We start from the raw sequence: 25,178 nt of genomic DNA, 5'->3' as shown, positions 1-25,178 counted from the left end.
CGGCAGCCGGGAATGCCCGCAGCCGGAAAATGCCTGCCACCGGAAATGCCTGCCGCCGGGCAGACGGCAGCCCGGAATGCCTGCTCAAGGAGGCTCCCGCGAAGGCTCCGCCAAACGAACCTTGCGGGATGTCCGGTTGCAATGGCGATGCCGGCGGCGTGTCACGTTCGCGATATCCTGCCGCTGGCCGGCCGTTGCCGCTCACGCCTGCCCGCCCGTCCTGCCTCTCGCTGTCTGCATCAACACTCCGCCCGGCAATCGCCGGTCCGCCAGCCGTCCCGTCGCCCGCCTGCATCCGCTGGCGGGCGGGCGCTGCCGGTTGCCTGCCTCCCGCTGGACTTGTCGGCGGCGCAAAGCTAAAAGCGGGCTCAAGAACGAAGTCAGCCGCGTACCCCCCTTGTCCGAGGTCGAAAACCGCCGGGGCGGGCGGGTCGGCGCGGCAAAACGGGTGGCATCTTCATGAGCGGCGTAAACGAAATCCGGTCTGCCTTTCTCGAGTACTTTGCCCGCAACGGCCATGAGGTCGTCGCGTCGGGTCCGCTCGTGCCGCGCAACGACCCGACCCTGATGTTCACCAATGCCGGAATGGTGCCGTTCAAGAACGTCTTCACCGGCCTTGAGAAGCGCGATTACAATCGCGCGGCGACCGCACAGAAATGCGTGCGTGCCGGCGGCAAGCACAACGACCTCGACAATGTCGGCTACACCGCCCGGCATCACACCTTCTTTGAAATGCTGGGGAACTTCTCCTTCGGCGACTATTTCAAGGACCGCGCGATCGAGCTTGCCTGGAACCTGATCACCCGGGAATTCGGTCTGGCGAAGGACCGCCTGCTGGTCACCGTCTATGCCGAGGATGACGAGGCGTTCGGCCTGTGGAAGAAGATCGCCGGCCTCAGCGACGATCGCATCATCCGCATCGCCACCTCCGACAATTTCTGGGCGATGGGCGACACCGGCCCCTGCGGCCCCTGTTCGGAGATCTTCTACGACCACGGCGACCATATCTGGGGCGGTCCTCCGGGATCGGCGGACGAAGACGGCGACCGGTTCATCGAGATCTGGAACCTCGTCTTCATGCAGTTCGAGCAGCTGCCCGGCGAGCGGGTGGCGCTGCCGCGCCCGTCCATCGATACCGGCATGGGGCTGGAGCGTATCGCCGCCGTCATGCAGGGCGTTCACGACAACTATGACATCGACCTGTTCCGTGCCCTGATCTCCGCCTCGCAGAACGCGGTTGGCGTGGAGGCGGAGGGCGATGCGCGCTCCAGCCACCGGGTGATCGCCGATCACCTGCGCTCGGCCAGCTTCCTCATCGCCGACGGCGTGCTGCCGTCCAACGAGGGGCGGGGCTATGTCCTGCGCCGGATCATGCGCCGCGCCATGCGCCATGCCCACCTGCTTGGTTCCGAGGAGCCGCTGATGTGGCGGCTGGTGCCGACGCTGGTGCGCGAGATGGGGCGTGCCTATCCCGAGCTTTCCCGCGCCGAGGCGCTGATCACCGAGACGCTGAAGCTCGAGGAGCGCCGCTTCCGCAAGACGCTGGCGCGCGGCCTGACGCTGCTTGACGATGCCAGCGGCGACCTTGGCGAGGGGGCGGAGTTCGACGGCGAGACCGCGTTCAAGCTCTACGACACCTTCGGTTTCCCGCTCGACCTGACGCAGGACGCATTGCGTGCCCGTGGCATTTCGGTGGATACCGAGGGCTTCAAGGTCGCGATGGAGCGCCAGCGGGCCGAGGCGCGCGCCGCCTGGTCCGGCTCAGGCGAGGCGGCCACGGACACGGTCTGGTTCACTCTGAAGGACCGCCTGGGTGCGACCGACTTCCTCGGCTACGACACGGAAGTCGCCGAGGGCGTCGTCACCGCCATGGTGCGCGACGGGGCCGAGGCGATGGAGCTTCAGGCGGGTGACAGCGGCCTGATCGTTCTCAACCAGACGCCGTTTTACGGAGAGTCCGGTGGCCAGGTCGGCGACACGGGCCGGATGCGGGGCGAAGGCGGCGTCGAGATCGAGGTCACCGGCACGCAGAAGAAGGCGGACGGGCTTTTCGTTCACGAGGTGAAGGTCATTGCCGGCAAGGTCTCGCTCGGCCTGCCGCTCGAGCTTCTGGTGGACAGGGCCCGCCGCGCCGCGATCCGCGCCAACCATTCCGCCACCCATCTGGTTCACGAGGCCCTGCGCGAGGTGCTGGGCACCCATGTGGCGCAGAAGGGTTCGCTCGTCAGTCCGGAGCGGCTGCGTTTCGACTTCTCCCATCCCAAGCCGGTGGAGGATGGCGAGCTTGCCCGGGTGGAGGATCTCGCCAACGCGATCGTGCTGCAGAATTCCGGTGTCGAGACCCGGCTGATGGGCGTCGACGAGGCGATCGAGCACGGGGCGATGGCGCTGTTCGGCGAGAAGTACGGCGATGAGGTTCGCGTTGTCTCGATGGGCGTGGCGACAGAGGGCGACAAGGCCGGCAAGACCTATTCGCTGGAGCTTTGCGGCGGCACCCATGTTGAGCGCACCGGCGATATCGGCCTGGTGACGCTGGTCGCGGAAGGTGCTGTCGCTGCCGGCGTGCGGCGTATCGAGGCACTGACCGGGGCGGCAGCGCGCCACCACCTTGCGACCCAGGACGCGCGCCTGCGCGAGGTTGCCGGCGTTCTCAAGTCCGGCCAGGCCGAGGTGGTCGAGCGTGTGACGGCCCTGGTCGAGGAAAAGCGGCGGCTGGAGCGCGAGCTTGCCGAGACCCGCAAGAAGCTTGCCATGGGCGGGGGCGGCGAGGCCGATGGCGGCGTCCGCGAGATTGCCGGCACGCGCCTTCTCGCGCGCGCGGTCGAGGGGCTCAACCCCAAGGATCTCAAGGGCCTTGCCGATCAGGCGAAGGAGCAGGTCGGCTCCGGCATCGTCGTCCTGATCAATGCCGGGGAGGACAACAAGGCGGCGATTGTCGTGGGCGTCACCTCCGACCTGACGGACCGTCTCAGCGCGGTTGACCTGGTGCGCGTCGGTTCCGAGATCCTGGGCGGGCGCGGCGGCGGCGGGCGACCCGACATGGCCCAGGCCGGCGGCAGCGATGCCTCGCGGGCGCAGGAGGCGATCGACGCGATCGCTGCGCATCTGGAAAGCACGGCCTCGCTGACACAGGCGTGAACGGGATGGAGCGGAACCCTCAGCGTGACGATGCGCCGGGCGGTTCCGATCCACACACGACTGCCGGCCGGGCCGCACGCGGCGGGCCGCGTGCGCAGCGGGGTCTGAAAGCGCGCCTCTACCGCTGGCTGGAACTTGGCTCCGCCGGAGATCCGCAAGGCCGCATCGTCGACCGCGTTCTCGTTGTCTTTATCTTCGCGACTGTCATGCTCGTGCTTCTGGAGAGTTCTCCGGATATCGAGGCCCGCTGGGGCGGGCTTCTCTATCTCGCCGAGCTATGCGTCGGGGCGACCTTTCTCGCGGAATATGCGGCGCGGCTCTGGGTTGCCGACCTGCATCCGCCCTATCGGCGACTGAGCCCGCTTGTCGCTCGCTGGCGCTATGCCCGCCAGAGCGCGGCAATCGTCGACCTGCTGGCGATCTTGCCGTTCCTGGTCAGCCTGCTGACGCCGTTCGACCAGTTGCAGGCGTTTGTCGTGCTGCGCCTCCTGCGGTTTCTCAAGCTGGCGCGCTATTCGCCGGCGCTACGGTCCCTTGCCAATGCCATCGGCGAGGAGAAGCACGCGATCGTCGCCAGCCTGATCATCATCTTCGGCGCCATGATCCTGTCGGCGACGGCCATGCATCTGGCCGAAGGGGACCTGCAGCCGGACGTCTTCGGGTCGATACCGCGCGCCATGTGGTGGGCGACGGCGACGCTGACGACCGTCGGCTATGGCGATGCCGTGCCGATATCGGCTCTGGGCAAGATGATCGGCGGGGTCGTGATGCTGCTCGGCTACGGCCTGCTCGCCCTTCCGGTCGGCATCGTGGCGACCGCGTTCGCGCGGGAAATCCACTCGCGCGATTTCGTCGTCACCTGGGGCATGGTTGCGCGGGTGCCGTTGTTCGAGGATTTGAAGGCCGCCGAGATCGCGGAGATCGCGCGATTGCTTCGTGCCCAGTCGGTTCGCGCCGGCACCGTCGTCTCGCGGCGCGGAGACGAAACGAGCCGCATGTATTTCATCGCCGACGGCGCGGTCGAGGTGGAGATCGGCGATCGCCGTCTCCGGCTGGAGGAAGGCGCGTTTTTCGGCGAAATGGCCATTCTCGGCCACCGCCGCAGTCTGGCCGAGGTCACCGCACTGGAACCGACCCAACTGATGGTTCTGGAGGCGCATGACCTGAACAGGCTGATGCGGGAGAAGCCGGATGTGGCACGCAAGGTTCTGGCCGAGGTCGAGGAGCGCACCCGCGAGGTTTCTGCCGGAGAGGGCGGGGGAGACATCATGGAGGAGGAACTGGCTTCCGCGACGACGATCCCGGGCCTGCTGGACGACGAGCCGGCGCAGGATGAACCGGAAGAGGAGCCGGAGGCGGATCTCCTGGACGCAGACGACCTCAAGCCGCCTCCGTCCCGCGGCTGACGACCGGCCGTATCCAGGGCGCGGCCGTTAAAGACCGGTTGCTTCTTAAACCATCTCGCGGCGTTGCAAGCAGCAAGGGCGGGTCGCCCTTCCAGTCATGAAACCGGGTGAGGCGTGCCGGAAACGGAGCGGATTTCAGTTCGGGCGAGCGCACCGTCTCGGCGGTGAGCTCGCGGCGCCTCGCGCCTCAGGCAGGTTCCGCCTGGAGCAGCCGGAGGAAGCGGGAGAGGTCGGCGCCCGAGGTCGCGACGACCGTGTCGGCCATGCCCGGCATCGCCGGGTCGCTCCCGCCCGGCGTCGCGGCGGCGATCACGTCGCGCAGGCGTCTTGCGATGGCGGGGGCGGGGTCGAGCCACTCGACCGGCCAGGGTGCGATAGCCGCCAGTTCGTCCGCCAGAAACGGAAAATGAGTGCAGGCGAGGACGACGACATCGGTTCGCCTGTCGTCGCGCGAGACGAAACAGGCGGCAGCCTCGGCGGCGAGCGCCTGCATGTCCGGCACGCGACCGGCGAGCTTGTCCTCGGCAAGGGCGGCGAGCCGCTTCGACCCCACCAGCGTGATTGCAACATCGGGAGCGAAACGGCGAATCAGGTCGAACGTGTAGTCGCGGCTGACCGTGCCGGGGGTTGCGAGCACGCTGACCAGGCCCGAGCGCGTGCGCTCTGCAGCCGGCTTGATCGCGGGAACCGTGCCGACCACCGGAATGTCCAGCGCCTGCCTCAGTGGCGGCAGGACCAGGGTCGATGCGGTGTTGCAGGCGATCACCACGGCCCGGGGCCGATGAAGGCGAACGAGGTCCGTGACGGTCGCGACACAGTGGCGGGCAAGGGCATCCCCGTCCCATGCGCCATAGGGGAAGGCGGCATCATCGGCGGCGTAGACAAGCGGCAGTTCCGGCATCAGGCGCCGGACTTCGCGGGCGACCGTGATCCCGCCGACGCCGCTGTCAAAGACCAGAACCGGTGCCTGCTGGGTCACTGCGCCGAAGTCTCCCGGAAGGTTATAGCTGGTCCGGCTCTGTGCTGCGCGGCCGTGTGGCCCGCCCCTCCAGCGCCGCGATGACGCCGCGCAGGGTCTTCACTTCCTGGTCCGTCAGTGCGGCTTTTTGAAGGATGTTGCGCAGGTTGCGCACGATGGAGGGGCGCTTTTCGACCGGGCGGAAGAAATTGACCGTGTCGAGCGCGCCTTCCAGGTGTTCGAACAGGCGAACGAGGTCGTCCTTCGTCGCCGGCGGGTTCTGGAGCTCGTCGAGGCGGAAAGGCAGGGCGCCGTTGTTCGCCTTGACGCGCCATTCATAGGCGCACACGAGCACCGCCTGGGCAATGTTCAGCGAGGCGAAGTCGGGATTGACCGGCAAGGTGACGATCTCGTTGGCCAGCGCCACCTCGTCATTGTTGAGCCCCCAGCGCTCCCGGCCGAAGAGATAACCGATCCGCGTGCCGCCGGCACCCAGCCGGGTGGCGATGACGGCGGCCTCGTCGGGGCCGCGCACCGGTTTGGCGACCTCGCGCGAACGCGCCGTCGTCGCGAAGACATGGCCGAGGTCGGCAACCGCCGCCTCGACGCTGTCGAACACCTGGACGGCGTCGATGACGTGGTCGGCGCGGCTGGCCGCGGCACGCGCCTTCTCGTTGGGCCAGCCGTCGCGCGGGTTGACGATGCGCAGGTCGGTGAGGCCGAAATTCGCCATGGCCCGGGCGGCGGTGCCGATGTTCTCGCCAAGCTGCGGCTCGCACAGGATAACGCAGGGCGGAACAAGGTCGACGTCCCGCGCGGCGGGATCAATGGAGGCGTTGCGTGTCATGCGCCGGCAGATATCCCAATCCGGCGCGCATTTCCAGTGGAGACGCACCGGGGCCGTACTCACAGCCGCCGGTCATCGACAGCGCCGCGTCACGCGCTACACTCGGACTGCCCGCATTCCGGGGTTGCAACACGGTGGATCAATGACATGACAGATGCTCCCGCTCCCTCCATCACGGACATCGTGCGCGCCAAATGGGGCTGGTTTCTCGCCCTTGGCATCGCGCTGGCGCTTGGTGGCGCCTTGATGATCGCGCTGCCGCTGGCCAGTTCCATCGCCGTCACGATGATCATCGCGGCGGTCTTCGTTGTCGGGGGCATCCTGCAGATCTGGCACGCCTTCTCGGTGAAGGGGTGGAGCGGGTTCCTGTGGAACGTTGCCACCGGGCTGATCGCCCTGATCGGCGGGGCGGCGGTCTATTACAACCCCTTGGTCGGCACCTTCACGCTGACGCTGGTCGTGGCCGGCATCCTTCTCGCCCAGGGCGTCACCCAGATCCTGCTGGCCCTCAAGGTGCGTCCGCATGACGGCTGGGGCTGGGTGCTTGCGGCGGGCATCATCTCGATCCTTGCCGGCCTGTGCATCTGGCTGGAGTTTCCCACCTCGGCGCTGTGGGCGCTCGGGCTGCTCGGCGGCGTTGCCGTTCTCACTAATGGATGGAGCTATATCGCGATCGCGCTGGCGGCCAGACGAACAGACACCAGACGAACGGGCACCTGAGGAGCGGGAATCTGAGGAGCGGGAGCCTGAGAAAACCGGCCTGAAGGCGGGACGGGCACGACGTCCAGAACCGCAGGCTCCCGTCGCCGGCTGTGCCGGGCCCGGTTACTCGGCCGCGGCCAGCTGGGCGGCGTCCGATGCCGCCAGGCGCTTCGCCGGTGCGAAGTCGATCCGGAAAGTGGAGCCTTCGCCGGGCACGCTCGTTGCATCGAGGTCCCAGCCGTGACGGCGGGCAATGGCCGAGCAGATCGCCAGTCCCATTCCGGTGCCGGCATAGCGGTCGCGCGGATGCAGCCGCCGGAACGGTTCGAAGACCTGCGCCTTGTGGGCCATGTCGAAGCCGATGCCGTTGTCCCGGACGATGACGGCCAGCGGGGCGCCGTTCTCGTCGCGTTCGGCAAGGATCTCGATGCGGGGACGCCGTTCGGGATCCCGGAACTTGATCGCGTTGCCGACGAGGTTCTGGAAGAGCTGCTCCAGGAAAACCGGGTCGCCGAGCAGTTCGGCATCGCCCTCGCTCAGCACGATCTCGGCCTCGCCCTCGCGCACCCGCTCCGACAGGCTGTCGCGGACGCGGTCGATGAGGACGGACAGGCGCACCGGCTCGTTGGAGAGTTCCCGGTCGGAGGCGGCCGAATAGTTGAGCAGGTTGGAAATCAGCGTCTTGGCGCGGCCGGCGGAGGCGCGCATGACATTCGCCGCATAGTCGATGGTCTCGCTGTCGCTGTTGGCAACGCCTTCCAGCAGCAGGTCGCTGAAGACGGTGATCTTGCGAACCGGTTCCTTCAGGTCGTGCGAGGCGAGGTTGTTGAACTGGGTGAGCCGTTCGTTGGCGGACAAGAGCTCCGCATTGGCGTGGGCAAGCTCTCCGGTGCGTTCGGCGACCCGGCGCTCCAGCTGCGTCTGCAGGCGCACCAGCCGGCGGCGGTCGCGCAGCAGCAGCAGGCCCATGGAGACGCCGGCGACCAGCAGGCCGATGATCAGGAAGAGGACGAGATCGACGGTGCGCTGGAGAACGCCGCGCTGGCGCGAGGCCGCCTCCAGCTGCAGACGGTACACGGCGGAACGGAACGAATCGAGGGTGGATTGCAGCGCCTCGAAGTCGCCGCGCAGCTTGAGGGCGGCGCCCACGTCGCCGGCGCTGATCCGCTTGATCAGCGGGTCGGACGCAAGCAGGGTCTTCTCGAGCTCGGCCATCAGCGGCACGGACCCGTCGACACGCACGAGTTCCTGGCCGGCCTCGCCCTCGTCGAGGCGCATGGCGCGGCTCCACAGGATGTCGAAACGTGCCGACACCTCCTGGCGATGGCCCTCGCCGCCGTCATGCACGATCATCGTATTGAGGGCGTGCATCAGGTCCTGGTACTCGACCACGAGCTGTGCCGTGTACCAGATCAGGCTCTGACGGTATTCGGAGCGGTCTTCGCTGTTCTGGCGATTGAGGGTGGATACCACGATGAACAGCGAGCCGGTGATGATCGCGACGCCGATCATGAGGGACACATAGAGTGCCCGCACCCATTTCGCGCTGAGGTCCATTGCCACCCGGTCCACTCGACGCACGCGCACAATATCGTGCGGGTGTCCTGTCGAGGCAGCTTACAATCGACGCGGCGTCGATGGAAGCGGCATTTCAACCAGAACTACCCAGCGTCGCCGGCTACCACTATGATCTCGCGGATCTGCCAGATCGAGCGCGAGTAGTAGAGTTCGCTTTGCAGCGCCTCGTGCTGCGACCAGGGATAGATCAGCCAGAGCGGTCCGCGGTCGCGGATGCCGATATCCTGCCCGTCGGCGCGCATGGCGAGAATGACATCGTAGTTGCGGGCGTCCTCGATGGGAACCTCGACTCTGTAGTTGTTGAGCGCGACCGCCTCGATCCTGTCGCCGCGCGCGCCCACATGGTCGAGCAACTGTCGCAGCAAGGGGCCTTCGAAGAAGGTCGTGCGCCGGGTCCAGGGGGTGTCGGTGGAAACGCCGGTCATGCCGATGCGCTTGAGGTCGGCGCGGGTGAAGGCCCGGGGAGCGTTGCCGGCGATGGCGCCGCTGACGACGAGAACCGGCTTGTCCGACGCCGCAGCAGACCGCATGCCGAACGGGCCGGCAGCGACGAATGCCAGGCAGATCGCGAGAATGACCGCGACACGGCCGGCCAGGCGGCCCCGCCCGTATCTATCGAAATTGCCCATTCCGCACCATTCGAGCCGCATCCTCCCTCCGAATCTTTTACAGGGGAGGTATGCGACGAATAGGCAGTTCCCGCAAGCGTCGGCGCCGATCGTGGTTACGCCCTGGGGATCACGGGGACAGCCTCAAGCGGCATTCGCGGCACGACCTTGCGTGCTTATTGACGAATGGCCGGCTTCCCGTTTCGCCGCCCCTTTGGTATAGGGGCCGCGCGGTCGCTGCGACCGGCGGCGCCAACCGGTCATGGCAGGCGCGCCGGCAGGACCGGCGGTATCGGGCGCATGAGGCGCGGGAGCCACCCAAGACGCGAGGTCATCTGCACTATGGCGAAGATTAAGGTTGTCAATCCGGTTGTCGAACTCGACGGCGACGAGATGACGCGGATCATCTGGCAGTTCATCAAGGACAAGCTGATCCATCCCTATCTCGACATCGACCTGAAGTACTATGACCTCGGCATCGAGAAGCGCGACGAAACCGACGACCAGATCACCATCGACGCGGCCAACGCGATCAAGGAACATGGCGTTGGCGTGAAATGCGCGACGATCACGCCGGACGAGGCGCGCGTCGAGGAATTCGGCCTGAAGAAGATGTGGCGTTCGCCCAACGGCACGATCCGCAACATCCTCGGCGGCGTGATCTTCCGCGAGCCGATCATCATGCAGAACGTGCCGCGCCTGGTGCCGGGCTGGACCGAGCCGATCATCGTCGGCCGCCATGCCTTCGGCGACCAGTACCGCGCCACCGATTTCCGTTTCCCGGGCAAGGGCAAGCTGACGGTGAAGTTCGTCGGAGAAGACGGCACCACGATCGAGCATGAAGTGTTCGATGCCCCGTCGTCGGGCGTCGCCATGGCGATGTACAACCTCGACGATTCGATTCGCGATTTCGCCCGGGCCTCGATGAACTACGCGCTGGCACGCGGCGTGCCGTGCTACCTGTCGACCAAGAACACCATTCTCAAGGCCTATGACGGCCGCTTCAAGGATCTCTTCCAGGAGATCTTCGACGCGGAATTCAAGGACGCCTTCGAGAAGAAGAAGATCACGTACGAGCACCGCCTGATCGACGACATGGTCGCGGCCGCGCTGAAGTGGTCGGGCGGCTATGTCTGGGCCTGCAAGAACTACGACGGCGACGTGCAGTCGGACATCGTCGCGCAAGGCTTCGGCTCGCTCGGGCTGATGACCTCGGTGCTGATGTCTCCGGACGGCAAGACGGTCGAGGCGGAAGCCGCCCACGGCACCGTTACCCGCCATTACCGCCAGCACCAGCGCGGCGAGGAGACCTCGACCAACCCGATCGCCTCGATCTTCGCCTGGACCCGGGGCCTTGCCCACCGCGCCAAGCTCGACGACACGCCGGAACTGGCGAAATTCGCCGCGACGCTCGAGAAGGTCTGCATCGACACGGTCGAGTCCGGTCACATGACAAAGGATCTGGCGCTGCTCGTCGGCCCGGACCAGAAGTGGCTGACCACCAACGGCTTCCTCGACAAGATCGACGAGAACCTGCAGAAGGCGATGGCCTGAACGCCAGCCCTTGGGCGCCAACCCGTGAGCGCCAGCTGGTGATCACGTTCGAAATCCGGAAAAGGCGCCACCTGGCGCCTTTTTCTTTGCGACGTCGCGGGGCGGCCTTGCCTTGAGGACGGCCAGGATGAAAAGCTTTCCGGCGATGCCCGGGCGCGGCATCGACCGGGACATAAAGGGCAGGGGACAAGATGCTGTTTTCACGGACGGGACATATGCCGGTTTGGCTTGGAGCCATGGTCATGATGCTGTCGGTTCTGGCCGGAGGCTCCGGGGCGCTGGCGCAAGGCGCCTACGAGCCGGGGCGGGGCACGACCGAGCGCGCCGAACTGATGAACACGATCCGGCCGCTGGTCGAGGTACGCGTCGGGCCTCCGGTCGAATTCGTGATCGAGCGGCTGCAGGTCTCGGGCGGCTGGGCCTTCGCCATCGTGGCGCCGCAGCGCCCGGGCGGCGAGGCTATCGACATGGCGCGCACGGTTTACCGCGAACAGGTCGATTACATGGACGGATTGCAGACCTATGTCCTGATGCACCAGGCCTATGGACGCTGGAACGTGGTCGATTTCGCGGTTGGCCCGACCGATGCGTTCTGGGACGGAGATCCGCTCTACAGCCAGGTGCCGCACGGCCTGCTGCCCGGTACGGACTGAACCCCCGGTCCGCGTGCAGCGAGGGTCCCCGCAGGGGAGAAAGCCGGCGGATTCGTTTGACTCGCAGCCTGCTTTGGGGTAGGCATCGCGTCGCTTGGCGGGCCCTGTTGGCCCGCTTTGCATTTCACGCAACCGCGGGAAGCCTGCCGGCGCTGTTTGGCCGGGTTCCCTGTCGCCTCTTCCGATACCCGCACCGGAGGAGGAGAGGAGGTCGCGTTTCCTTGTAAAAACGCACATACAACGAAGGAACCGCGTATGTCGAAGCGCCATGGCGTAAAGTACAAGATCGACCGCCGGATGGGCGAAAACATCTGGGGTCGCCCGAAGTCTCCGGCCAACCGCCGCGAGTACGGCCCCGGCCAGCACGGCCAGCGCCGCAAGGGCAAGCTCTCCGACTTCGGCGTGCAGCTGCGCGCCAAGCAGAAGCTCAAGGGCTATTACGGCAACATCTCCGAGAAGCAGTTCCACAAGATCTACGTGGAAGCCTCGCGGATGAAGGGCGATACGTCCGAGAACCTGATCGGCCTGCTCGAGCGCCGTCTCGATGCCGTCATCTACCGCGCGAAGTTCGTTCCCACTGTCTTCGCCGCGCGCCAGTTCATCAACCACGGCCATGTCAAGGTCAACGGTCGCCGGGTCAACATCTCCAGCTACCGCTGTAACGCCGGCGACGTGATCGAGGTTCGCGAGAAGTCGAAGCAGCTCGTCACCGTGATCGAGGCTGTCCAGCTCGCCGAGCGCGACGTGCCGGACTATGTCGTCGCCGACCACAGCAAGATGAGCGCGACCTTCTCCCGCGTTCCGACGCTGGGCGACGTGCCGTACCCGGTCCAGATGGAGCCGAACCTCATCGTCGAGTTCTACTCGCGCTGACACCTGCAGTTTCGCCAGGCCTGCAAGAGGGGCGCGCCGATCGGCGCGCCCCTTTCTCGTTTGCGCGAGCGATCAGCCGGTGCGAATGCGACTTCTTCCCTTTTCATATTCGCGTGCTCGAATATGATGCCTTCAAAAGGGAGAGGCCACGGTGACCATTTCAAGACGGACAATTCTTGGCGGCGGCCTCGCCGCGCCGGCAACATTGCGGCTTGCCGCGCTTGGCGGGGCCTCGGTCGGCGGGGCGCTCCTGCCTTCGCCTGCGCGCGCCGCGCAGGACGCCCATCGCCTGACGCTGGGCGCAACGGAACTCACCATCCTGAGCGATGGCGGCTTGTCGCTGCCGGCCTCGACCCTGGCCGGCAATGTGGAGGAGGCTGAAAGGTCCGCCTTCCTGGCAGCCGGCGGTTTCGACACGGCGATGCGCGACAGCGCTCTCAACATCACCCTGATCCGTTCCGGCGATGCCTTGGTGCTCGTCGATACCGGGGCGGGCATGAATTTCTTCGAAAGCGCCGGGCTGCTTGCCGACAGTTTCGACGCGGCCGGCCTTGACCGGGAGGCGGTCACGCATGTGGTGCTGACCCACGCCCACCCCGATCATGTGTGGGGCATCATCGACGATTTCGACGAGGCGGAACGGTTCCCGAACGCCGGCTATCTGATCGGCACCGGGGAATGGGACTTCTGGATGGACCCGGACTTCCTGGCCAACAATCCGGAAGAGCTGCATTCCTTCGGGCTGGGCGCGCAGCGAAATCTTGGCGCGGTGGCGGAAAAGATCACCCGTGTCGGCGCGGACCATGCGGTTGTGCCGGGCGTGACGATGATCGCGACGCCGGGCCACACGCCGGGACACATGTCGGTTCTGGTGGAGGATGGCGGCGAACAGCTTCTCATTCTTGGCGACGCGCTGACCCACCCGACGATCTCCTTCGAGAGGCCCGACTGGCAGCCGACCTCCGACCAGGTGCCGGAGCAGGCGATCGCCACCCGCCGTGCGCTCCTCGACCGCGCGGCGACGGACGGGTTGATGCTGATCGGGTATCACCTGCCATGGCCGGGCGTCGGCAGGGTCGAGGTCAAGGACACGGCCTGGCGCTACGTGCCGGCGGGCTGAGGCCGGTCACACCCGGGACCGGACCGCGGCTATGGCGGGGGCGGGATGTCGGCCTTGCCCGGCGTCCCTATGATCAGCGAGCGCGTGTCGATGGTTGCTGCGCCGCGTCCGTCGGACTTCAGCACGACCGTGCCAACCGAGGCGGAGGCGCACGCTCCCGCAAGCAGGGCGACTGCAAGGCTGATCGGCAGAAGAGGGCGCAAGGCGGGCCTTTACGGTTTCCGGTTCCGGTGCGGTCCCGGCGAGCCGGAGACGCGACGACGGGAAGCCGCTCCAACGGTGACGGATCGGGATCGCGATTGCAACCGCAACCGCGCGGAATGCCGCCTCTCGTCCGCCAAGGGCTGTGAGCAAATCTGCCACATCGCCTGAAAATCATCGGCGGCCCGAACCGGACGGCGCTTGTTTGCTTTTCCGATGCTACCCGCATGCTAATGCAAGGGGGTAGTCGACACTCCGGAAGCACCAGAATTCACCATGAAGATCAGCACGATCACCAATCTGGCCTATGGCGTCACGGTCGCCCTCACGGTCCTGTCCGGTTTCGCGTTTATCATGTCCGGTCAGATGGCCGCCAACGAGCGGCGGGCCGTGGAAGTGCACATGGCGCTCAACGATCTCGGAGCCCGGCTTGAAGTCGATGCCGAGTTGCGGACGGACGAGGCCCGTCTCTTCGTCATGCGGGGGGACCCCGCCCATCTTGCCGTCTTCGACAAGGTCAACGAGGAGGAGCACCGGCTCGAGGAACTGGCCCGTCATGCCGAGACCCTCGGCGGCACCGATGATGAACTCGCCTTGCTGAAAGAGACCACGGCCACGATAGACCGGCTCGAGGCAATCGAGCGACAGGCGATCGAGGCGTATCAGGCGGGCGAGGTCGCTGCCGCGCGGGCCGCGCTTTTCGGCGATGAACACTATCGACAGCATGTGCGTCTCGTCGACGAGGTCGAGCGGTTCCGCAAGATGGTCGACATCAGGACCGGGCTTGAGCTGCAACGCGCGCAGATCTGGAGCGACTGGCTCGGTTTCATTGCGCGCATCCTGCTTGGCGTGACCGCGATCGTGTTTCTCGCCGTCCTCTATTTCGTCCTGCGCCGCCGGGTCTCCGTGCCGCTTACCCGCATGACCGGCATCGTCAAGCGCCTTGCCACGCAGGACTTCGCGGTCGAGGTGCCCCATGACGGCCGCAGGGACGAGATCGGCGAACTGACATCGGCGATCCGCATCTTCCGGGAAAACGGGTTGGAGCGCGAACGGCTCGACGCCGAGCGCCGCCGCGACCTGAAGATGAAGGATCTCATTCTCCAGATGATGCACCGCATGCAGGCCTGCCAGAAGGTGGCAGAGGTGGCGGATGTCGTCGGCCGTTTCTCGCCGCAGATCTTTCCCGAACTTGGCGGAGCGCTGTTCGTGCGCAGCGATCCCAGGGCGATGCTCAGGTGCATGGGGACGTGGCAATTGCCTGACGACGTCGCCGCGAGCCTGGATCCGGAGGACTGCTGGGGATTGCGGCGCGGCCAGCCGCATCACAGCCATACGGGCGGGGACGACGTGGACTGCACGCATCAGGTTTCGTCAGGCTCGGAATCGGCGCTGTGCATTCCCTTGAGCGCTCACGGCGACACGCTCGGCCTGTTGTCCGTCGCGGACATCTCCGGCGACGTCGCCTCGATCGCCGACTACAAGACCTATCTGGGAATGATCGGCGAGAACGTCTCCCTCGCCATCGCCAACCTGCAGCTGCGCGACCGGCTGACCAGCCTCGCCGTGCGCGATCCGCTCACCGGCCTGCTCAATCGGCGTTCGCTCGACCAGGCGCTGGCGAGGCATGCGCGCCAGGGGGCGGGCGTCGAGCTGACCTGCTTCGTCATCGACATCGACCATTTCAAGCGTTTCAACGACGAGTTCGGCCACGATGCCGGCGACACGGTTTTGCAGACAGTGTCCGGCGTCCTCACCGATATCGTCGGCGATCGCGGTACCTGCTACCGCTTCGGCGGCGAGGAATTCGCGGTGCTGCTGGCCGATGTGACGGCGGAGGAGGCCTACCAGATCGCCGAACATATCCGGACGCGCACGGCGACCCTGTCGCTCAGCCACACGGGCCGCATTCTCGGTACGGTCACCGTGTCGATCGGCATCGCCGACAGCCGCGACGGCCGGTCCCTGCGTACGGTACGCACCCGTGCGGACGACGCCTTGTTCGTGGCCAAGGCTTCCGGGCGCAACCGAACCCGGCGCGACGGCGACGCCGAAACCTGAGAGCCTGCCGCATGAGGCCGGTCCTCCGCGAAAGCGGCTTTCCGCTTGGCGCGGCTGCCGCAAGCCGTTATGCAACGGCGAGCAGCCAACATTCCGAGATATCCGGGACCGTCCCATGACCGATCTTGCCAACAGTGCGGAGAGCGACATACCGGCGCTCTTTCGCAATGCGCCGTCCTCGGTCGGTTTTCGCAAGCTGCGCAAGCGGCTCGTGCGGGAGGTGCGCGAGACGATCTCCCGTCATGCAATGGTCGAGGCGAGCGGCGCGCGGCCGCGCTGGCTGGTGTGCCTTTCCGGCGGCAAGGACAGCTACACGCTGCTTGCCGTGCTGCTGGAGCTGCAGTGGCGCGGGTTGCTGCCTGTCGACCTCCTCGCCTGCAATCTCGACCAGGGACAGCCGGGCTTTCCCTCGCATGTGCTGCCCGAGTACCTCTCCGCCAACCGCGTTCCGCACCGGATCGTGTGCCAGGACACCTATTCGATCGTCACCTCGAAGATCCCGGAAGGGCGGACCTATTGCTCGCTCTGTTCGCGGCTGCGGCGCGGACTTCTCTACCGCACGGCGCGGGAGGAGGGTTGTCAGGCGATCGTTCTGGGCCATCACCGCGAGGATGCGCTCGAGACGATGTTCATGAACCTCTTCCATGGCGGCCGGCTGTCATCGATGCCGCCGAAGCTGGTCAATGACGACGGCGACCTGATGGTGCTCCGCCCGCTGATTTCCTGCGCGGAAGCCGACATCGCCCGGTTCGCCAAGGCCATGGAGTTCCCGATCATCCCGTGCGACCTGTGCGGCAGCCAGGACGGCCTGCAGCGGGCCGAGGTCAAGCGCATGCTGGAGGAGTGGGAGCACGCCCATCCCGGACGGCTTGCCACCATGGCGAAGGCGCTGACCCAGGTACGGCCGTCGCATCTCCATGACGGGACGCTGTTCGATTTCGCGGGCCTTGCGCCCGGTCTCCCCGCCGCAGCGGAGCCCCGCGAGGAAGCGGAGGGCTGCGGCGCGGCGCTTGCGATGACGGCGCGGCTCTTCGCCGCCGAATAGACACCACCGTTCCAGACCGACACGCTGAGCCGGGAAGGGCACCTTTCCCGGCTTTTACTTTCTTTCCCGCGTTGCCATCGGCGGCGTGAATTCCCGGAACCAGACGATGACACTCCAGCAGCCTTGCGGCATCGATTTCGGCACGTCCAACTCAACGGCCTCGATCATCGATCGTGACGGCTCGGCCCGTCTCCTGCCCCTGGAAGGTGACAGCGTCGTGCTTCCCAGCACGATCTTCTTCCCCTTCGAGGAGCGGCATGTGCGCTTCGGCCGGGCCGCGGTCGGCGCCTATGTCGAAGGCATCGAGGGGCGGCTGATGCGGGCTCTCAAGAGCGTGCTCGGCTCAAGCACGATGGCGGAGAAAACCACGATCAAGGCGCAGCGCTGGACCTTTTCCGAGATCATCGGCCTTTATCTCGGCCAGGTGAAGCACCGGGCGGAGCAGGCCGCGGGGCGGCCGCTCGATGCGGTGGTGCTCGGTCGGCCGGTCCGGTTCGTCGATGACAACGAGGCGGCCGACCGCCGTGCCGAAGGGGAACTGGAGGCGATCGCCCGGGCCGCCGGCTTTGCCTCCGTCGCCTTCCAGTTCGAACCGATTGCCGCGGCGCTCGACTACGAGCGCTCGGTGTCGCGGGAAGAGCTTGCGATGATCGTCGACCTTGGCGGCGGCACGTCGGATTTCGCCATCGTGCGCGTGTCGCCCGAGCGCCGGCGCAGCGCCGATCGTCGCGACGACATTCTCGCCAGCGCCGGCATTCATATCGGCGGCACCGATTTCGACAGGCTCCTCAGCCTGCGCAAGCTGATGCCGGAACTCGGATACGGAACGCTGGCGCGCGACCGCCGGCGCGACCTGCCGAACTGGGCCTATTTCGAACTCGCCACCTGGCACAGGATCAATTTCCTCTACGCCCCGCAGGTGGACACCAGGCTGAGGGCGCTCAGGCAGGACGCGGACCGGCCGGATCTTGTCGAGCGGCTGATGTCGGTGGTCGCCGAGCGGCAGGGGCATGCGCTTGCCGGCGCCGTGGAAGAGGCGAAGATCATGCTGTCCGGCAGCGAGCTCCACCGTCTGCGCTTTCCGATGCGCGACGAGGATCTCGACATCGACGTGGCGCGCGAGGACCTGATCGCGGCGATCGAGCAGTCGGTCGGCGGGATCGAGGGCGCACTTGCCGGCTGCCTGACCCAGGCGGGCGTTCCGGCGGAAGCGATCTCGTCCGTGTTCCTGACCGGCGGATCGGCCTCCGTGCCTTTCGTGCGCGAACGGCTGACGCGCCTGTTCCCGCAAGCAGCGGTGGTGCAGGGCGATGTCTTTGGAAGCGTGGGGGCGGGGCTGGCGCTTGACGCGGCACGCAAATACGGCCCCGTGTGAGCCGTATTGCGTCGTGGTCGGGACAAGCGATGCCGTTCCGGATCTGAAGCAGGGCGGCGACGTCTCGCGGGGAAGCAGGCGTCACTCCGAGCGTGGCCAATCCGGTGTCAGGGCTGCTGCCCTCTCAGGACCCCTTGCCGACGGTGAGGCCGTGGTCGGAACCCGCGGGCCGGTTGCGCACAAGGATAACGAGAGCGGCAGGAGCCGCCGTTGCGCCTTCCGCCGCCAGCCCGCCATGGGAGCGGCAGGTGTCGGCGTCGCTGATGCCGTTGGCGGGCGCGAAGACCATGAGATTGACGCAGGAGATGCGGCGGAGGCCGGCATCCGACTCCTGAGCGAATGTTGCAAGACCCAGCCCCAGGCTGAGAGCGATACCGGTAACGGCGAGTTTCGCGATCCGCATCTGCCAATCCTTTCGGTGTCGGGAACCCCTGATACAACCGAGGACTATCCCGCCCGGACTGAGTACGACCTGAAGCGAGCGTTCATCTGACGTTCATCGTGGGTGATTCGGCAAATTTTGCCTAGTCTTCAAATTTTGTAAAAATAAAGGGCAGATCGACTTCGATCCGCCCTTTATTAACTATTTATTAACCTGTCAATTCAGGTGAAGGTCATGCCGACTGGCGCGTCTCGACGCCTTTTTCGGCAAGATGCGACTGCAGTTCCTGGTTCTGGAACATCTCGCGGATGATGTCGCAACCGCCGACGAACTCGCCCTTCACATAGAGCTGGGGAATGGTCGGCCAGTCGGAGAATTCCTTGATGCCCTGGCGCAGCTCGTCATCCTCGAGCACGTTGATGCCCTTGTAGGTGGCGCCGACATAATCGAGAATCTGCACGACCTGGCCGGAGAACCCGCATTGCGGGAAGGCCGGGGTGCCTTTCATGAACAGCACGACGTCGTTGTTCTCGACTTCGCTCTTGATCCAGTCCTTGATGCTCATTGTCCTGTCCTTTCGTTCCGCCGGGTCAAGGTCCGGCGAGCGTGGAATTGGTTGCGGGCGGGCCGCTATTCGGGAGCGCTGGTCTGCAACGCCAGCGCGTGCAGCTCGCCGCCCATGTTGCCCTTCAGGGCCTGGTAGACCATCTGGTGCTGCTGGACGCGCGTCTTGCCCTTGAAGGCATCCGACACCACGACCGCCGCATAGTGATCTCCGTCCCCTGCCAGATCGCGGATTTCCACCCGTGCGTCGGGCAGGGCCTCCTTGATCAGGGCTTCGATCTCGCGCGCCTGCATCGCCATACTGTCACGTCCTTCCTGTCGGGCAGTCCGCAGGGCCGGATGTCCGGTCCTGCAATCCTCGGTTTGCATTTCCTTCACGGCAATCCTTGCGGACGCCATGCGGCCGTTGCCTCAGGCGCCGGCCATGTAGCGCGGGAACCAAGTCTCGTGGGTCTCGCGCAGCTTTGCAACGGATATGGTGAGAATGTCCTCAACCGTCAAACCCGTGCCGCCGACATTGCCGATCTCGACAATCTCGAGCCCTTCGTCGAGCGCGTCCTCGACCACGGCCGAGGCCCTGTCCGCGGGGATCGTCACCACGTAGCGGGCCTGGTCCTCGCCGAAAAGCGCGGCATGGGCGGGGGCGGGAACCGCGACGCTCGCCCCCTTGCCACCGGCCATGGCCATTTCCGCGAGAGCGACGGCGAGACCGCCGGAGGAAATGTCATGCACGGCGGTGACGCGACCGGCGCGGATCAGCTCGCGAACGAAGTCGCCGCGCCGTCGCTCGGCTGCAAGGTCCACCGGGGGCGGCGCACCCTTCTCCTCGCCCAGAATGTCGCGCTGGTAGGCGCTCTGGCCGAGATGGGACCCATGGCCGCCGATCACCGCGATCACGTCTCCCTCGCCGGAAAAGGCAAGGCTGGCGCGCTTGGTCACATCCGGCAGCAATCCGACGCCGCCAATCGCCGGTGTCGGCAGGATGCCCTCTCCGCTGGTCTCGTTGTAGAGCGAGACATTGCCCGAGACGATCGGCATGTCGAGGGCCTCGCAGGCCGCGCCGATACCTTTGATCGCGCCGACGAGCTGTCCCATGATCTCGGGGCGCTCGGGATTGCCGAAATTGAGGTTGTCGGTGGCCGCCAGCGGCTCGGCGCCGACGGCGGTCAGGTTGCGCCAGCATTCGGCGACCGCCTGCTTGCCGCCCTCGAAGGGGTCGGCTTCCACATAGCGCGGGGTGACGTCGACGGAGAAGGCGAGCGCCTTGCCGTTGTCGCCGACCCGGATGACGCCGGCATCGCCCCCCGGCGAGGCGACGGTGTTGCCCTGGACCAGCGTGTCATATTGTTCGTAGACCCAGCGGCGCGAGGCGCCGTTGGCGTTGCCGAGGAGGGTCAGCAGCGCGTCCGCGTAGCTTTCGGGCTCGCGGATATCCGAGGCGGACAGCAGCGGCTGCTTCGGGCTTTCCGCCCAGGGACGGTCATATTCGGGAGCTTCGTCGCCGAGTTCCTTGATCGGCAGGTCCGCGACCGTCTCGCCCTGGTGGTTGACGATGAAGCGCAGCGTGTCGGTGGTCACGCCGACAATGGCGAAGTCGAGCCCCCACTTGCGGAAGATCGCCTTGGCCTCGTCTTCCTTCTCCGGCTTCAGCACCATGAGCATGCGCTCCTGGCTTTCCGAGAGCATCATCTCGTAGGCGCTCATGCGCTCCTCGCGCACCGGCACCTTGTCAAGATCGAGGGTGATGCCGAGATTGCCCTTGGCACCCATCTCCACGGCCGAACAGGTGAGGCCTGCCGCGCCCATGTCCTGGATGGCGACGACAGCGCCCGTCTTCATCAGCTCCAGGCAGGCTTCCAGCAGGCATTTCTCCGTGAAGGGATCGCCGACCTGCACGGTCGGGCGCTTTTCCTCGATGGTTTCGTCGAACTCGGCCGAGGCCATCGTGGCACCGCCAACGCCGTCGCGGCCCGTCTTGGCGCCGAGATAGACGACCGGCAGGCCGACGCCCTCGGCCTTCGACAGGAAGATGCCGTCGGCGGGCGCGATGCCGGCCGCAAACGCGTTGACCAGGCAGTTGCCGTTGTAGCGGGAATGGAACTCAACCTCGCCGCCGACCGTTGGCACTCCGAAGGAATTGCCATAGCCGCCGACACCGGCGACGACGCCGGAGACGAGATGGCGGGTTCGCGGATGCTCCGGCGCGCCGAAACGCAGCGCGTTCATCGCGGCAACGGGGCGCGCGCCCATGGTGAACACGTCGCGCAGGATACCGCCGACGCCGGTCGCGGCGCCCTGGTAAGGCTCGATATAGGAGGGGTGGTTGTGGCTCTCCATCTTGAAGACCACCGTCTCGCCGTCGCCGATGTCGACGACGCCGGCGTTCTCGCCCGGTCCCTGGATGACGCGCGGCCCGGTCGTGGGCAGCGTCTTCAGCCACTTCTTCGAGGACTTGTACGAGCAGTGCTCGTTCCACATGGCCGAGAAGATGCCGAGTTCGGTGAAGCTCGGCGTGCGCCCGATCAGCGCCAGAATGCGCTCGTATTCATCCGGCTTAAGGCCGTGGGCCTTGACCAGTTCGGGAGTGATCGCGATGTCGTTGGGGATCATGGGCGCCTGCAGCCTTGGATGCGAAAGATGCCGCCCGTTTAGCAAACCGGGAGGCCAAAGGGAATTGTAGACATTCCCTGTCGTCACACCCATCTTCGAACATGGGACGATCGACCACCTCCTCGTCCCGGTTTTCTCCCTCCCGCCAACATACCGGACCACCTCCATGCGCCGCATGCATCTCATCCTGAACGGCAAGTCCTCGCAGCGCGAGGATGTGCGGGCGGCTGTTGAACGCGTGCGCGAGCAGGGCGCCGAGCTTGAGGTGAGTGTGACCTACGATGCGGGAGATGCGGCACTTTTCGCGCGCGAGGCAGTGCGCCGGGAGGCCGGGGAACAGCCCGACGTGATTGTCGCCGGGGGCGGAGACGGGACGCTCAACCAGGTTGTCGCCGCCGCCCTTTCAGCGAATGCCGCGACGTCTTGCGCGTTTGCGCTGCTGCCGCTCGGGACCGCGAACGATTTCGCGGCCGGTCTCGATCTGCCGGTCGAACCGTATGCGGCGCTCGCCCTCGCGGCCTCCGGCACGCCGCGCAAGATCGACATAGGCCGCATCAACGAGCGTGTCTTCGTCAATGTCGCCAGCGGCGGGACGGTCACGCGCATTACCCGCGAGACGGATCCGCGCGCCAAGCGGTTGCTGGGCGGGGCGGCCTATCTGATCGCCGGCGCCAGCCGGATCGGCGAACTGACACCGAGCCGGGCCTCCTTCTCCGCCGACGGGTTCAGCTGGGAAGGACAGTTTCTCGCCATGGCCATCGGCAACGGGCGGATGGCGGGCGGCGGCGTGCCGCTCTGCGCGGAGGCGAAGGTCGATGACGGACGTCTCGACCTGACGCTGTTCCCCCAGCCCGAGGCCGACAACGTCCTGTCGCTGCTGTCGAGCCTGCTGCGCGAGCCCGACGGCAACCTGCAGGGTTATGCAAGGCGGGCGAGTTTCACCTCGCTGCGTGTCGAGGCGGAGGAGGAGTTGTCGCTCAATCTCGACGGCGAGCCGATGTCTGCCTCCCGGCTAGATGTCAGGGTCGAGCCGGGAGCGCTTCGTTTCGTGACCCGGGCCTGAGGCGCCTCAGACTGCGCCGGTATATTCGCCGCGCGCCGGATAGTCGTTCTTGCGCACGAAATCGAGGGCGCCGACCATCTCCTGGAAATGCGGGCGGACGAAGGGCATCGTCTGTACCGAGGCGAAATAGAGCGTGCCGTCGGTGCGGACCAGGAAGACGCCCGGCTCGGAGAAGAGCTCCGGCTCCTCGATGCCGATCGATGTCGTGCCGCGTCCGGTCGAGACGTAAAGCCCCCATTCGCGCGCCAGTTCGAGCGGCAATCCGTAGCCGAAGCGCAGGTTGGCTGCGCCGATCTTCTCGGCCATCGCGCGGGTGCGTTCCTCGCCATCGGAGGAGATCGCAATGGTCGTCACGCCGCGTTCGGCAAAGTCCGGGGTCAGGCGCTCCAGTTCCTTCAGATACGTGGCGCAGATCGGGCAGTGCAGACCGCGAAAGAAGACGACGAGCGTGGCGAAATCCGGAGCTTCGGACGCAAGGTCGAAGGTGCCGTGGTCGAGCGTGTCAATGATGAGGCCGGGAACGGGCTGGCGGGGGAGGAGGGGCATGGGCGTATCCTTCTGGGCAAAGGGGAGCGCCCGGCCGGCTGCCGGGCTGTCTTGGACGGGTGCGGGACGCATTGTCCGGAATTTCTAGATAGTGTATTCCTGAGCAACATCGATGCTAATTTCTTGCCATATCGTTCAGGTGCGCCATGGATGTCATGCAGAAGCGGGTTGACCGGCTGTCGGCCCTGATCGACCGGTTCCGGATCGACGCCTCCGTTCTTCATGCCCCGCTCGCGGGCAGGGCGCCGTCTTGCGTCAATCTCTTCCTGATCACCGAGGGCATGGCGGAACAGGCCTCGCGTCCCCGCTGGCTGGTGTTCCGCACGGGAGGTGCCCCGGCCGGGGGCGTGTCCGCGCCGCCTGAGGGCGATGTCGCGGTTGCCGCTCGGGTTGACCTGGGCGGGGAGGGATCGCCGCTGGCGATGGCCTTGCCGGCGGAGGTGCGCGTCGATCTTGAGGACGCGCCGGCGCTGGCTGCCGTGTCCACTGTTCTGCTGGAGGAAGTCGAGCGGCCGCGATGCGGCGGCAAGGCGATTGTCGACCGGCTTTGCGAGATCGTGGTGATCCGTTTCCTGCGACATGCGATCGAGACCGGCCGCGCCGAAAACGGGCTGATTGCCGGGCTGGGCCATCCGCAGATCATGCTGGCGCTGGTCGCCATGCACGAGGCGCCCGAGCGCCGCTGGAAGCTGGAGGATCTCGCCGGCCTGTGCGGCATGTCGCGCACCGCCTTTGCCACCACCTTCCGCGATGTCGTGGGGCGCACGCCCGGGGCCTATCTGCAGGACTGGCGGCTGGGCATCGCGCGCCAGGAAATCGGCCGTGGCGGGTCGCTCAAGACGGTTGCGGGGCGGGTCGGCTTTTCAAGCGCGGCCGCTTTCAGCCGTGCCTTCTCGCGCCAGTTCGGACATGCGCCGAGCGCCTGCGCGCGGGCCGGTTAGCGGGGCCCGCCGGTCGTCGGCCTTTCCAGCTGATAGACCGCGTCCGTCGCCTCCTCGAGGCGGGTCGAGATAGCTGCCTGGGCGTCGAAGAGGCCGCGATTGTAGAAGGCGTTGCCGATCTCGCCCGCCAGGAAATCCAGGAACTCTTCGGTCTCGAGCGTACCGATCTCCACATCGAGCTCATCGCGCAGATGTGCGCGCAACCGGTGCACCAGTTCCGTTTTCTCGTCGGTGCTGAAAGGGGAGCGGTTCATGGCGCCCTCCGTCGATCGAGCCCTCAGGCGGTGGCGAAGGCGTTGCTGATGCTCTCGAAGAAGGCGCGGCCGTCGGTGCTCGCCTGCAGCGGATCGACGTAATTCTCCGGGTGCGGCATCATGCCGAGCACGTTGCCGCCGGCATTGGTGATGCCGGCAATGTCGTTGATCGAGCCGTTCGGATTGGTGCCCTTGGCGTAGCGGAAGGCGACACGATCCTCTTCCTCCAGCGCGCGGATCGTGTCCGCATCGGCGAAGTAGTTGCCGTCATGATGGGCGACGGGGCAGCGCCAGGTCGCGCCTTTTTGCATCGCCGCGGTGAAGCGGTTTGCGGTGGAGGCCGTTTCCATCAGCACCTCGCGGCAGACGAAGGTGAGGGCGGCGTTGCGCATCAGGGCGCCCGGCAGCAGGCCTGCCTCGGTCAGCATCTGGAAGCCGTTGCACACGCCAAGCACGAGGCCGCCCTTGTCCGCGAAGGCGCGGACCGCATCCATGATCGGCGCGCGTGCGGCAATCGCCCCGGAGCGCAGGTAGTCGCCATAGGAAAAGCCTCCCGGCAACACCACCAGGTCGACGTCGGGCAGTTGCGTGTCGGCGTGCCAGACGGCGGCCGGCTTGCGGCCGGAGACCAGCTCCAGCGCATGCATCATGTCGCGCTCGCGATTCGAGCCGGGGAAGGTGACGACGGCGGATTTCATG

Annotated in this window: 24 protein-coding genes; 12 read left to right on the top strand and 12 right to left on the bottom strand. The window is 66.3% G+C overall.

What is annotated here, in order from left to right; translation table 11 throughout:
- The first annotated feature begins 459 nt into the window (after positions 1–459).
- Both alaS and ACQY46_RS19585 read left to right on the top strand, forming a co-directional pair.
- Complete coding sequence (gene alaS / locus ACQY46_RS19590; protein ID WP_428697655.1) at positions 460–3,138, top strand: alanine--tRNA ligase; 2,679 nt, start codon at positions 460–462, stop codon at positions 3,136–3,138.
- Between the two features lie 5 nt (positions 3,139–3,143).
- The gene (locus ACQY46_RS19585; RefSeq protein WP_428697654.1) at positions 3,144–4,544 is read left to right on the top strand and encodes a cyclic nucleotide-gated ion channel; all 1,401 of its coding nucleotides are present in this window, start codon (positions 3,144–3,146) and stop codon (positions 4,542–4,544) included.
- A 187-nt stretch (positions 4,545–4,731) separates the two neighbouring features.
- On the opposite strand, the gene murI is transcribed toward ACQY46_RS19585, so the two are convergent.
- Together murI and ACQY46_RS19575 are read right to left on the bottom strand one after the other, a co-directional pair.
- Positions 4,732–5,523, bottom strand: a complete 792-nt coding sequence (gene murI, locus ACQY46_RS19580) for a glutamate racemase (protein WP_428697653.1) — start codon at positions 5,521–5,523, stop codon at positions 4,732–4,734.
- Between the two features lie 22 nt (positions 5,524–5,545).
- Positions 5,546–6,349 carry an RNA methyltransferase gene (locus ACQY46_RS19575; protein ID WP_428697652.1) on the bottom strand — a complete coding sequence of 268 codons (804 nt, stop codon included), beginning with the start codon at positions 6,347–6,349 and terminating at the stop codon, positions 5,546–5,548.
- A gap of 147 nt (positions 6,350–6,496) precedes the next feature.
- Between ACQY46_RS19575 and ACQY46_RS19570 the strand changes: the two genes are divergently transcribed.
- On the top strand, positions 6,497–7,069 hold the full coding sequence (locus tag ACQY46_RS19570; protein WP_428697651.1) for an HdeD family acid-resistance protein: 573 nt from the start codon (positions 6,497–6,499) through the stop codon (positions 7,067–7,069).
- Positions 7,070–7,174: 105 nt separating this feature from the next.
- On the opposite strand, the gene ACQY46_RS19565 is transcribed toward ACQY46_RS19570, so the two are convergent.
- Both ACQY46_RS19565 and ACQY46_RS19560 read right to left on the bottom strand, forming a co-directional pair.
- Entirely contained in the window at positions 7,175–8,608 is a 1,434-nt protein-coding gene (locus tag ACQY46_RS19565) for a sensor histidine kinase (protein ID WP_428697650.1), read from the bottom strand.
- Between the two features lie 104 nt (positions 8,609–8,712).
- Positions 8,713–9,279 carry a molybdopterin-dependent oxidoreductase gene (locus ACQY46_RS19560; RefSeq protein ID WP_428697649.1) on the bottom strand — a complete coding sequence of 189 codons (567 nt, stop codon included), beginning with the start codon at positions 9,277–9,279 and terminating at the stop codon, positions 8,713–8,715.
- 300 nt (positions 9,280–9,579) lie between these two features.
- Here ACQY46_RS19560 and ACQY46_RS19555 point away from each other — a divergent pair, with 300 nt between their 5' ends.
- From ACQY46_RS19555 to ACQY46_RS19540, 4 genes are all read left to right on the top strand, one after another.
- Positions 9,580–10,791 (top strand): NADP-dependent isocitrate dehydrogenase, encoded by a 1,212-nt coding sequence (locus ACQY46_RS19555; RefSeq protein ID WP_428697648.1) that lies wholly within the window; start codon positions 9,580–9,582, stop codon positions 10,789–10,791.
- A 242-nt stretch (positions 10,792–11,033) separates the two neighbouring features.
- Positions 11,034–11,444, top strand: a complete 411-nt coding sequence (locus ACQY46_RS19550; protein ID WP_428697647.1) for a hypothetical protein — start codon at positions 11,034–11,036, stop codon at positions 11,442–11,444.
- Positions 11,445–11,699: 255 nt separating this feature from the next.
- The gene (gene rpsD / locus ACQY46_RS19545) at positions 11,700–12,317 is read left to right on the top strand and encodes a 30S ribosomal protein S4 (protein ID WP_428697646.1); all 618 of its coding nucleotides are present in this window, start codon (positions 11,700–11,702) and stop codon (positions 12,315–12,317) included.
- 151 nt (positions 12,318–12,468) lie between these two features.
- Positions 12,469–13,437, top strand: coding sequence for an MBL fold metallo-hydrolase (locus tag ACQY46_RS19540; RefSeq protein ID WP_428697645.1), 969 nt, complete (start codon positions 12,469–12,471; stop codon positions 13,435–13,437).
- A 29-nt stretch (positions 13,438–13,466) separates the two neighbouring features.
- On the opposite strand, the gene ACQY46_RS19535 is transcribed toward ACQY46_RS19540, so the two are convergent.
- Positions 13,467–13,640 carry a hypothetical protein gene (locus tag ACQY46_RS19535; RefSeq protein WP_428697644.1) on the bottom strand — a complete coding sequence of 58 codons (174 nt, stop codon included), beginning with the start codon at positions 13,638–13,640 and terminating at the stop codon, positions 13,467–13,469.
- Positions 13,641–13,914: 274 nt separating this feature from the next.
- On the opposite strand from ACQY46_RS19535, the gene ACQY46_RS19530 reads away from it, so the two are divergent.
- The 3 genes from ACQY46_RS19530 (at position 13,915) to ACQY46_RS19520 (ending at position 18,119) form a co-directional block, all read left to right on the top strand.
- On the top strand, positions 13,915–15,699 hold the full coding sequence (locus tag ACQY46_RS19530; RefSeq protein ID WP_428697643.1) for a diguanylate cyclase: 1,785 nt from the start codon (positions 13,915–13,917) through the stop codon (positions 15,697–15,699).
- A gap of 115 nt (positions 15,700–15,814) precedes the next feature.
- Positions 15,815–16,744 carry a tRNA 2-thiocytidine(32) synthetase TtcA gene (gene ttcA / locus ACQY46_RS19525; protein ID WP_428697642.1) on the top strand — a complete coding sequence of 310 codons (930 nt, stop codon included), beginning with the start codon at positions 15,815–15,817 and terminating at the stop codon, positions 16,742–16,744.
- 106 nt (positions 16,745–16,850) lie between these two features.
- Complete coding sequence (locus tag ACQY46_RS19520; protein ID WP_428697641.1) at positions 16,851–18,119, top strand: Hsp70 family protein; 1,269 nt, start codon at positions 16,851–16,853, stop codon at positions 18,117–18,119.
- 124 nt (positions 18,120–18,243) lie between these two features.
- Here ACQY46_RS19520 and ACQY46_RS19515 read toward each other — a convergent pair whose 3' ends face one another.
- From ACQY46_RS19515 to purL, 4 genes are all read right to left on the bottom strand, one after another.
- Complete coding sequence (locus ACQY46_RS19515) at positions 18,244–18,522, bottom strand: antitermination protein (RefSeq protein WP_428697640.1); 279 nt, start codon at positions 18,520–18,522, stop codon at positions 18,244–18,246.
- A gap of 211 nt (positions 18,523–18,733) precedes the next feature.
- A complete protein-coding gene (gene grxD / locus ACQY46_RS19510) occupies positions 18,734–19,066 on the bottom strand; it encodes a Grx4 family monothiol glutaredoxin (protein ID WP_428697639.1) in 333 nt (110 codons plus the stop codon).
- A gap of 65 nt (positions 19,067–19,131) precedes the next feature.
- Positions 19,132–19,365: a BolA family protein gene (locus ACQY46_RS19505; protein ID WP_306029889.1), complete on the bottom strand. Its 234-nt coding sequence runs from the start codon at positions 19,363–19,365 to the stop codon at positions 19,132–19,134.
- Between the two features lie 111 nt (positions 19,366–19,476).
- Positions 19,477–21,675, bottom strand: coding sequence for a phosphoribosylformylglycinamidine synthase subunit PurL (purL, locus tag ACQY46_RS19500; RefSeq protein WP_428697638.1), 2,199 nt, complete (start codon positions 21,673–21,675; stop codon positions 19,477–19,479).
- A gap of 166 nt (positions 21,676–21,841) precedes the next feature.
- Here purL and yegS point away from each other — a divergent pair, with 166 nt between their 5' ends.
- A complete protein-coding gene (yegS, locus tag ACQY46_RS19495; RefSeq protein WP_428697637.1) occupies positions 21,842–22,738 on the top strand; it encodes a lipid kinase YegS in 897 nt (298 codons plus the stop codon).
- 6 nt (positions 22,739–22,744) lie between these two features.
- Here the strand turns inward: yegS and ACQY46_RS19490 are convergent, their stop codons facing one another.
- The gene (locus ACQY46_RS19490; RefSeq protein WP_428697636.1) at positions 22,745–23,284 is read right to left on the bottom strand and encodes a peroxiredoxin-like family protein; all 540 of its coding nucleotides are present in this window, start codon (positions 23,282–23,284) and stop codon (positions 22,745–22,747) included.
- 155 nt (positions 23,285–23,439) lie between these two features.
- Between ACQY46_RS19490 and ACQY46_RS19485 the strand changes: the two genes are divergently transcribed.
- Positions 23,440–24,225, top strand: a complete 786-nt coding sequence (locus ACQY46_RS19485) for an AraC family transcriptional regulator (protein ID WP_428697635.1) — start codon at positions 23,440–23,442, stop codon at positions 24,223–24,225.
- On the opposite strand, the gene ACQY46_RS19480 is transcribed toward ACQY46_RS19485, so the two are convergent.
- Together ACQY46_RS19480 and purQ are read right to left on the bottom strand one after the other, a co-directional pair.
- A complete protein-coding gene (locus ACQY46_RS19480) occupies positions 24,222–24,479 on the bottom strand; it encodes a DUF2164 domain-containing protein (protein ID WP_428697634.1) in 258 nt (85 codons plus the stop codon). The two genes, ACQY46_RS19485 and ACQY46_RS19480, sit on opposite strands and share 4 nt — an antisense overlap.
- A 23-nt stretch (positions 24,480–24,502) precedes the next feature.
- Entirely contained in the window at positions 24,503–25,177 is a 675-nt protein-coding gene (purQ, locus tag ACQY46_RS19475; RefSeq protein ID WP_428697633.1) for a phosphoribosylformylglycinamidine synthase subunit PurQ, read from the bottom strand.
- Position 25,178: the final 1 nt, after the last annotated feature.

It is taken from the genome of Stappia sp., assembly GCF_965276915.1.
GTDB lineage: Bacteria > Pseudomonadota > Alphaproteobacteria > Rhizobiales > Stappiaceae > Stappia.
The sequence above is the reverse complement of the archived record's forward strand: the minus strand, read 5'-3'. Positions and strand labels throughout refer to the sequence as shown.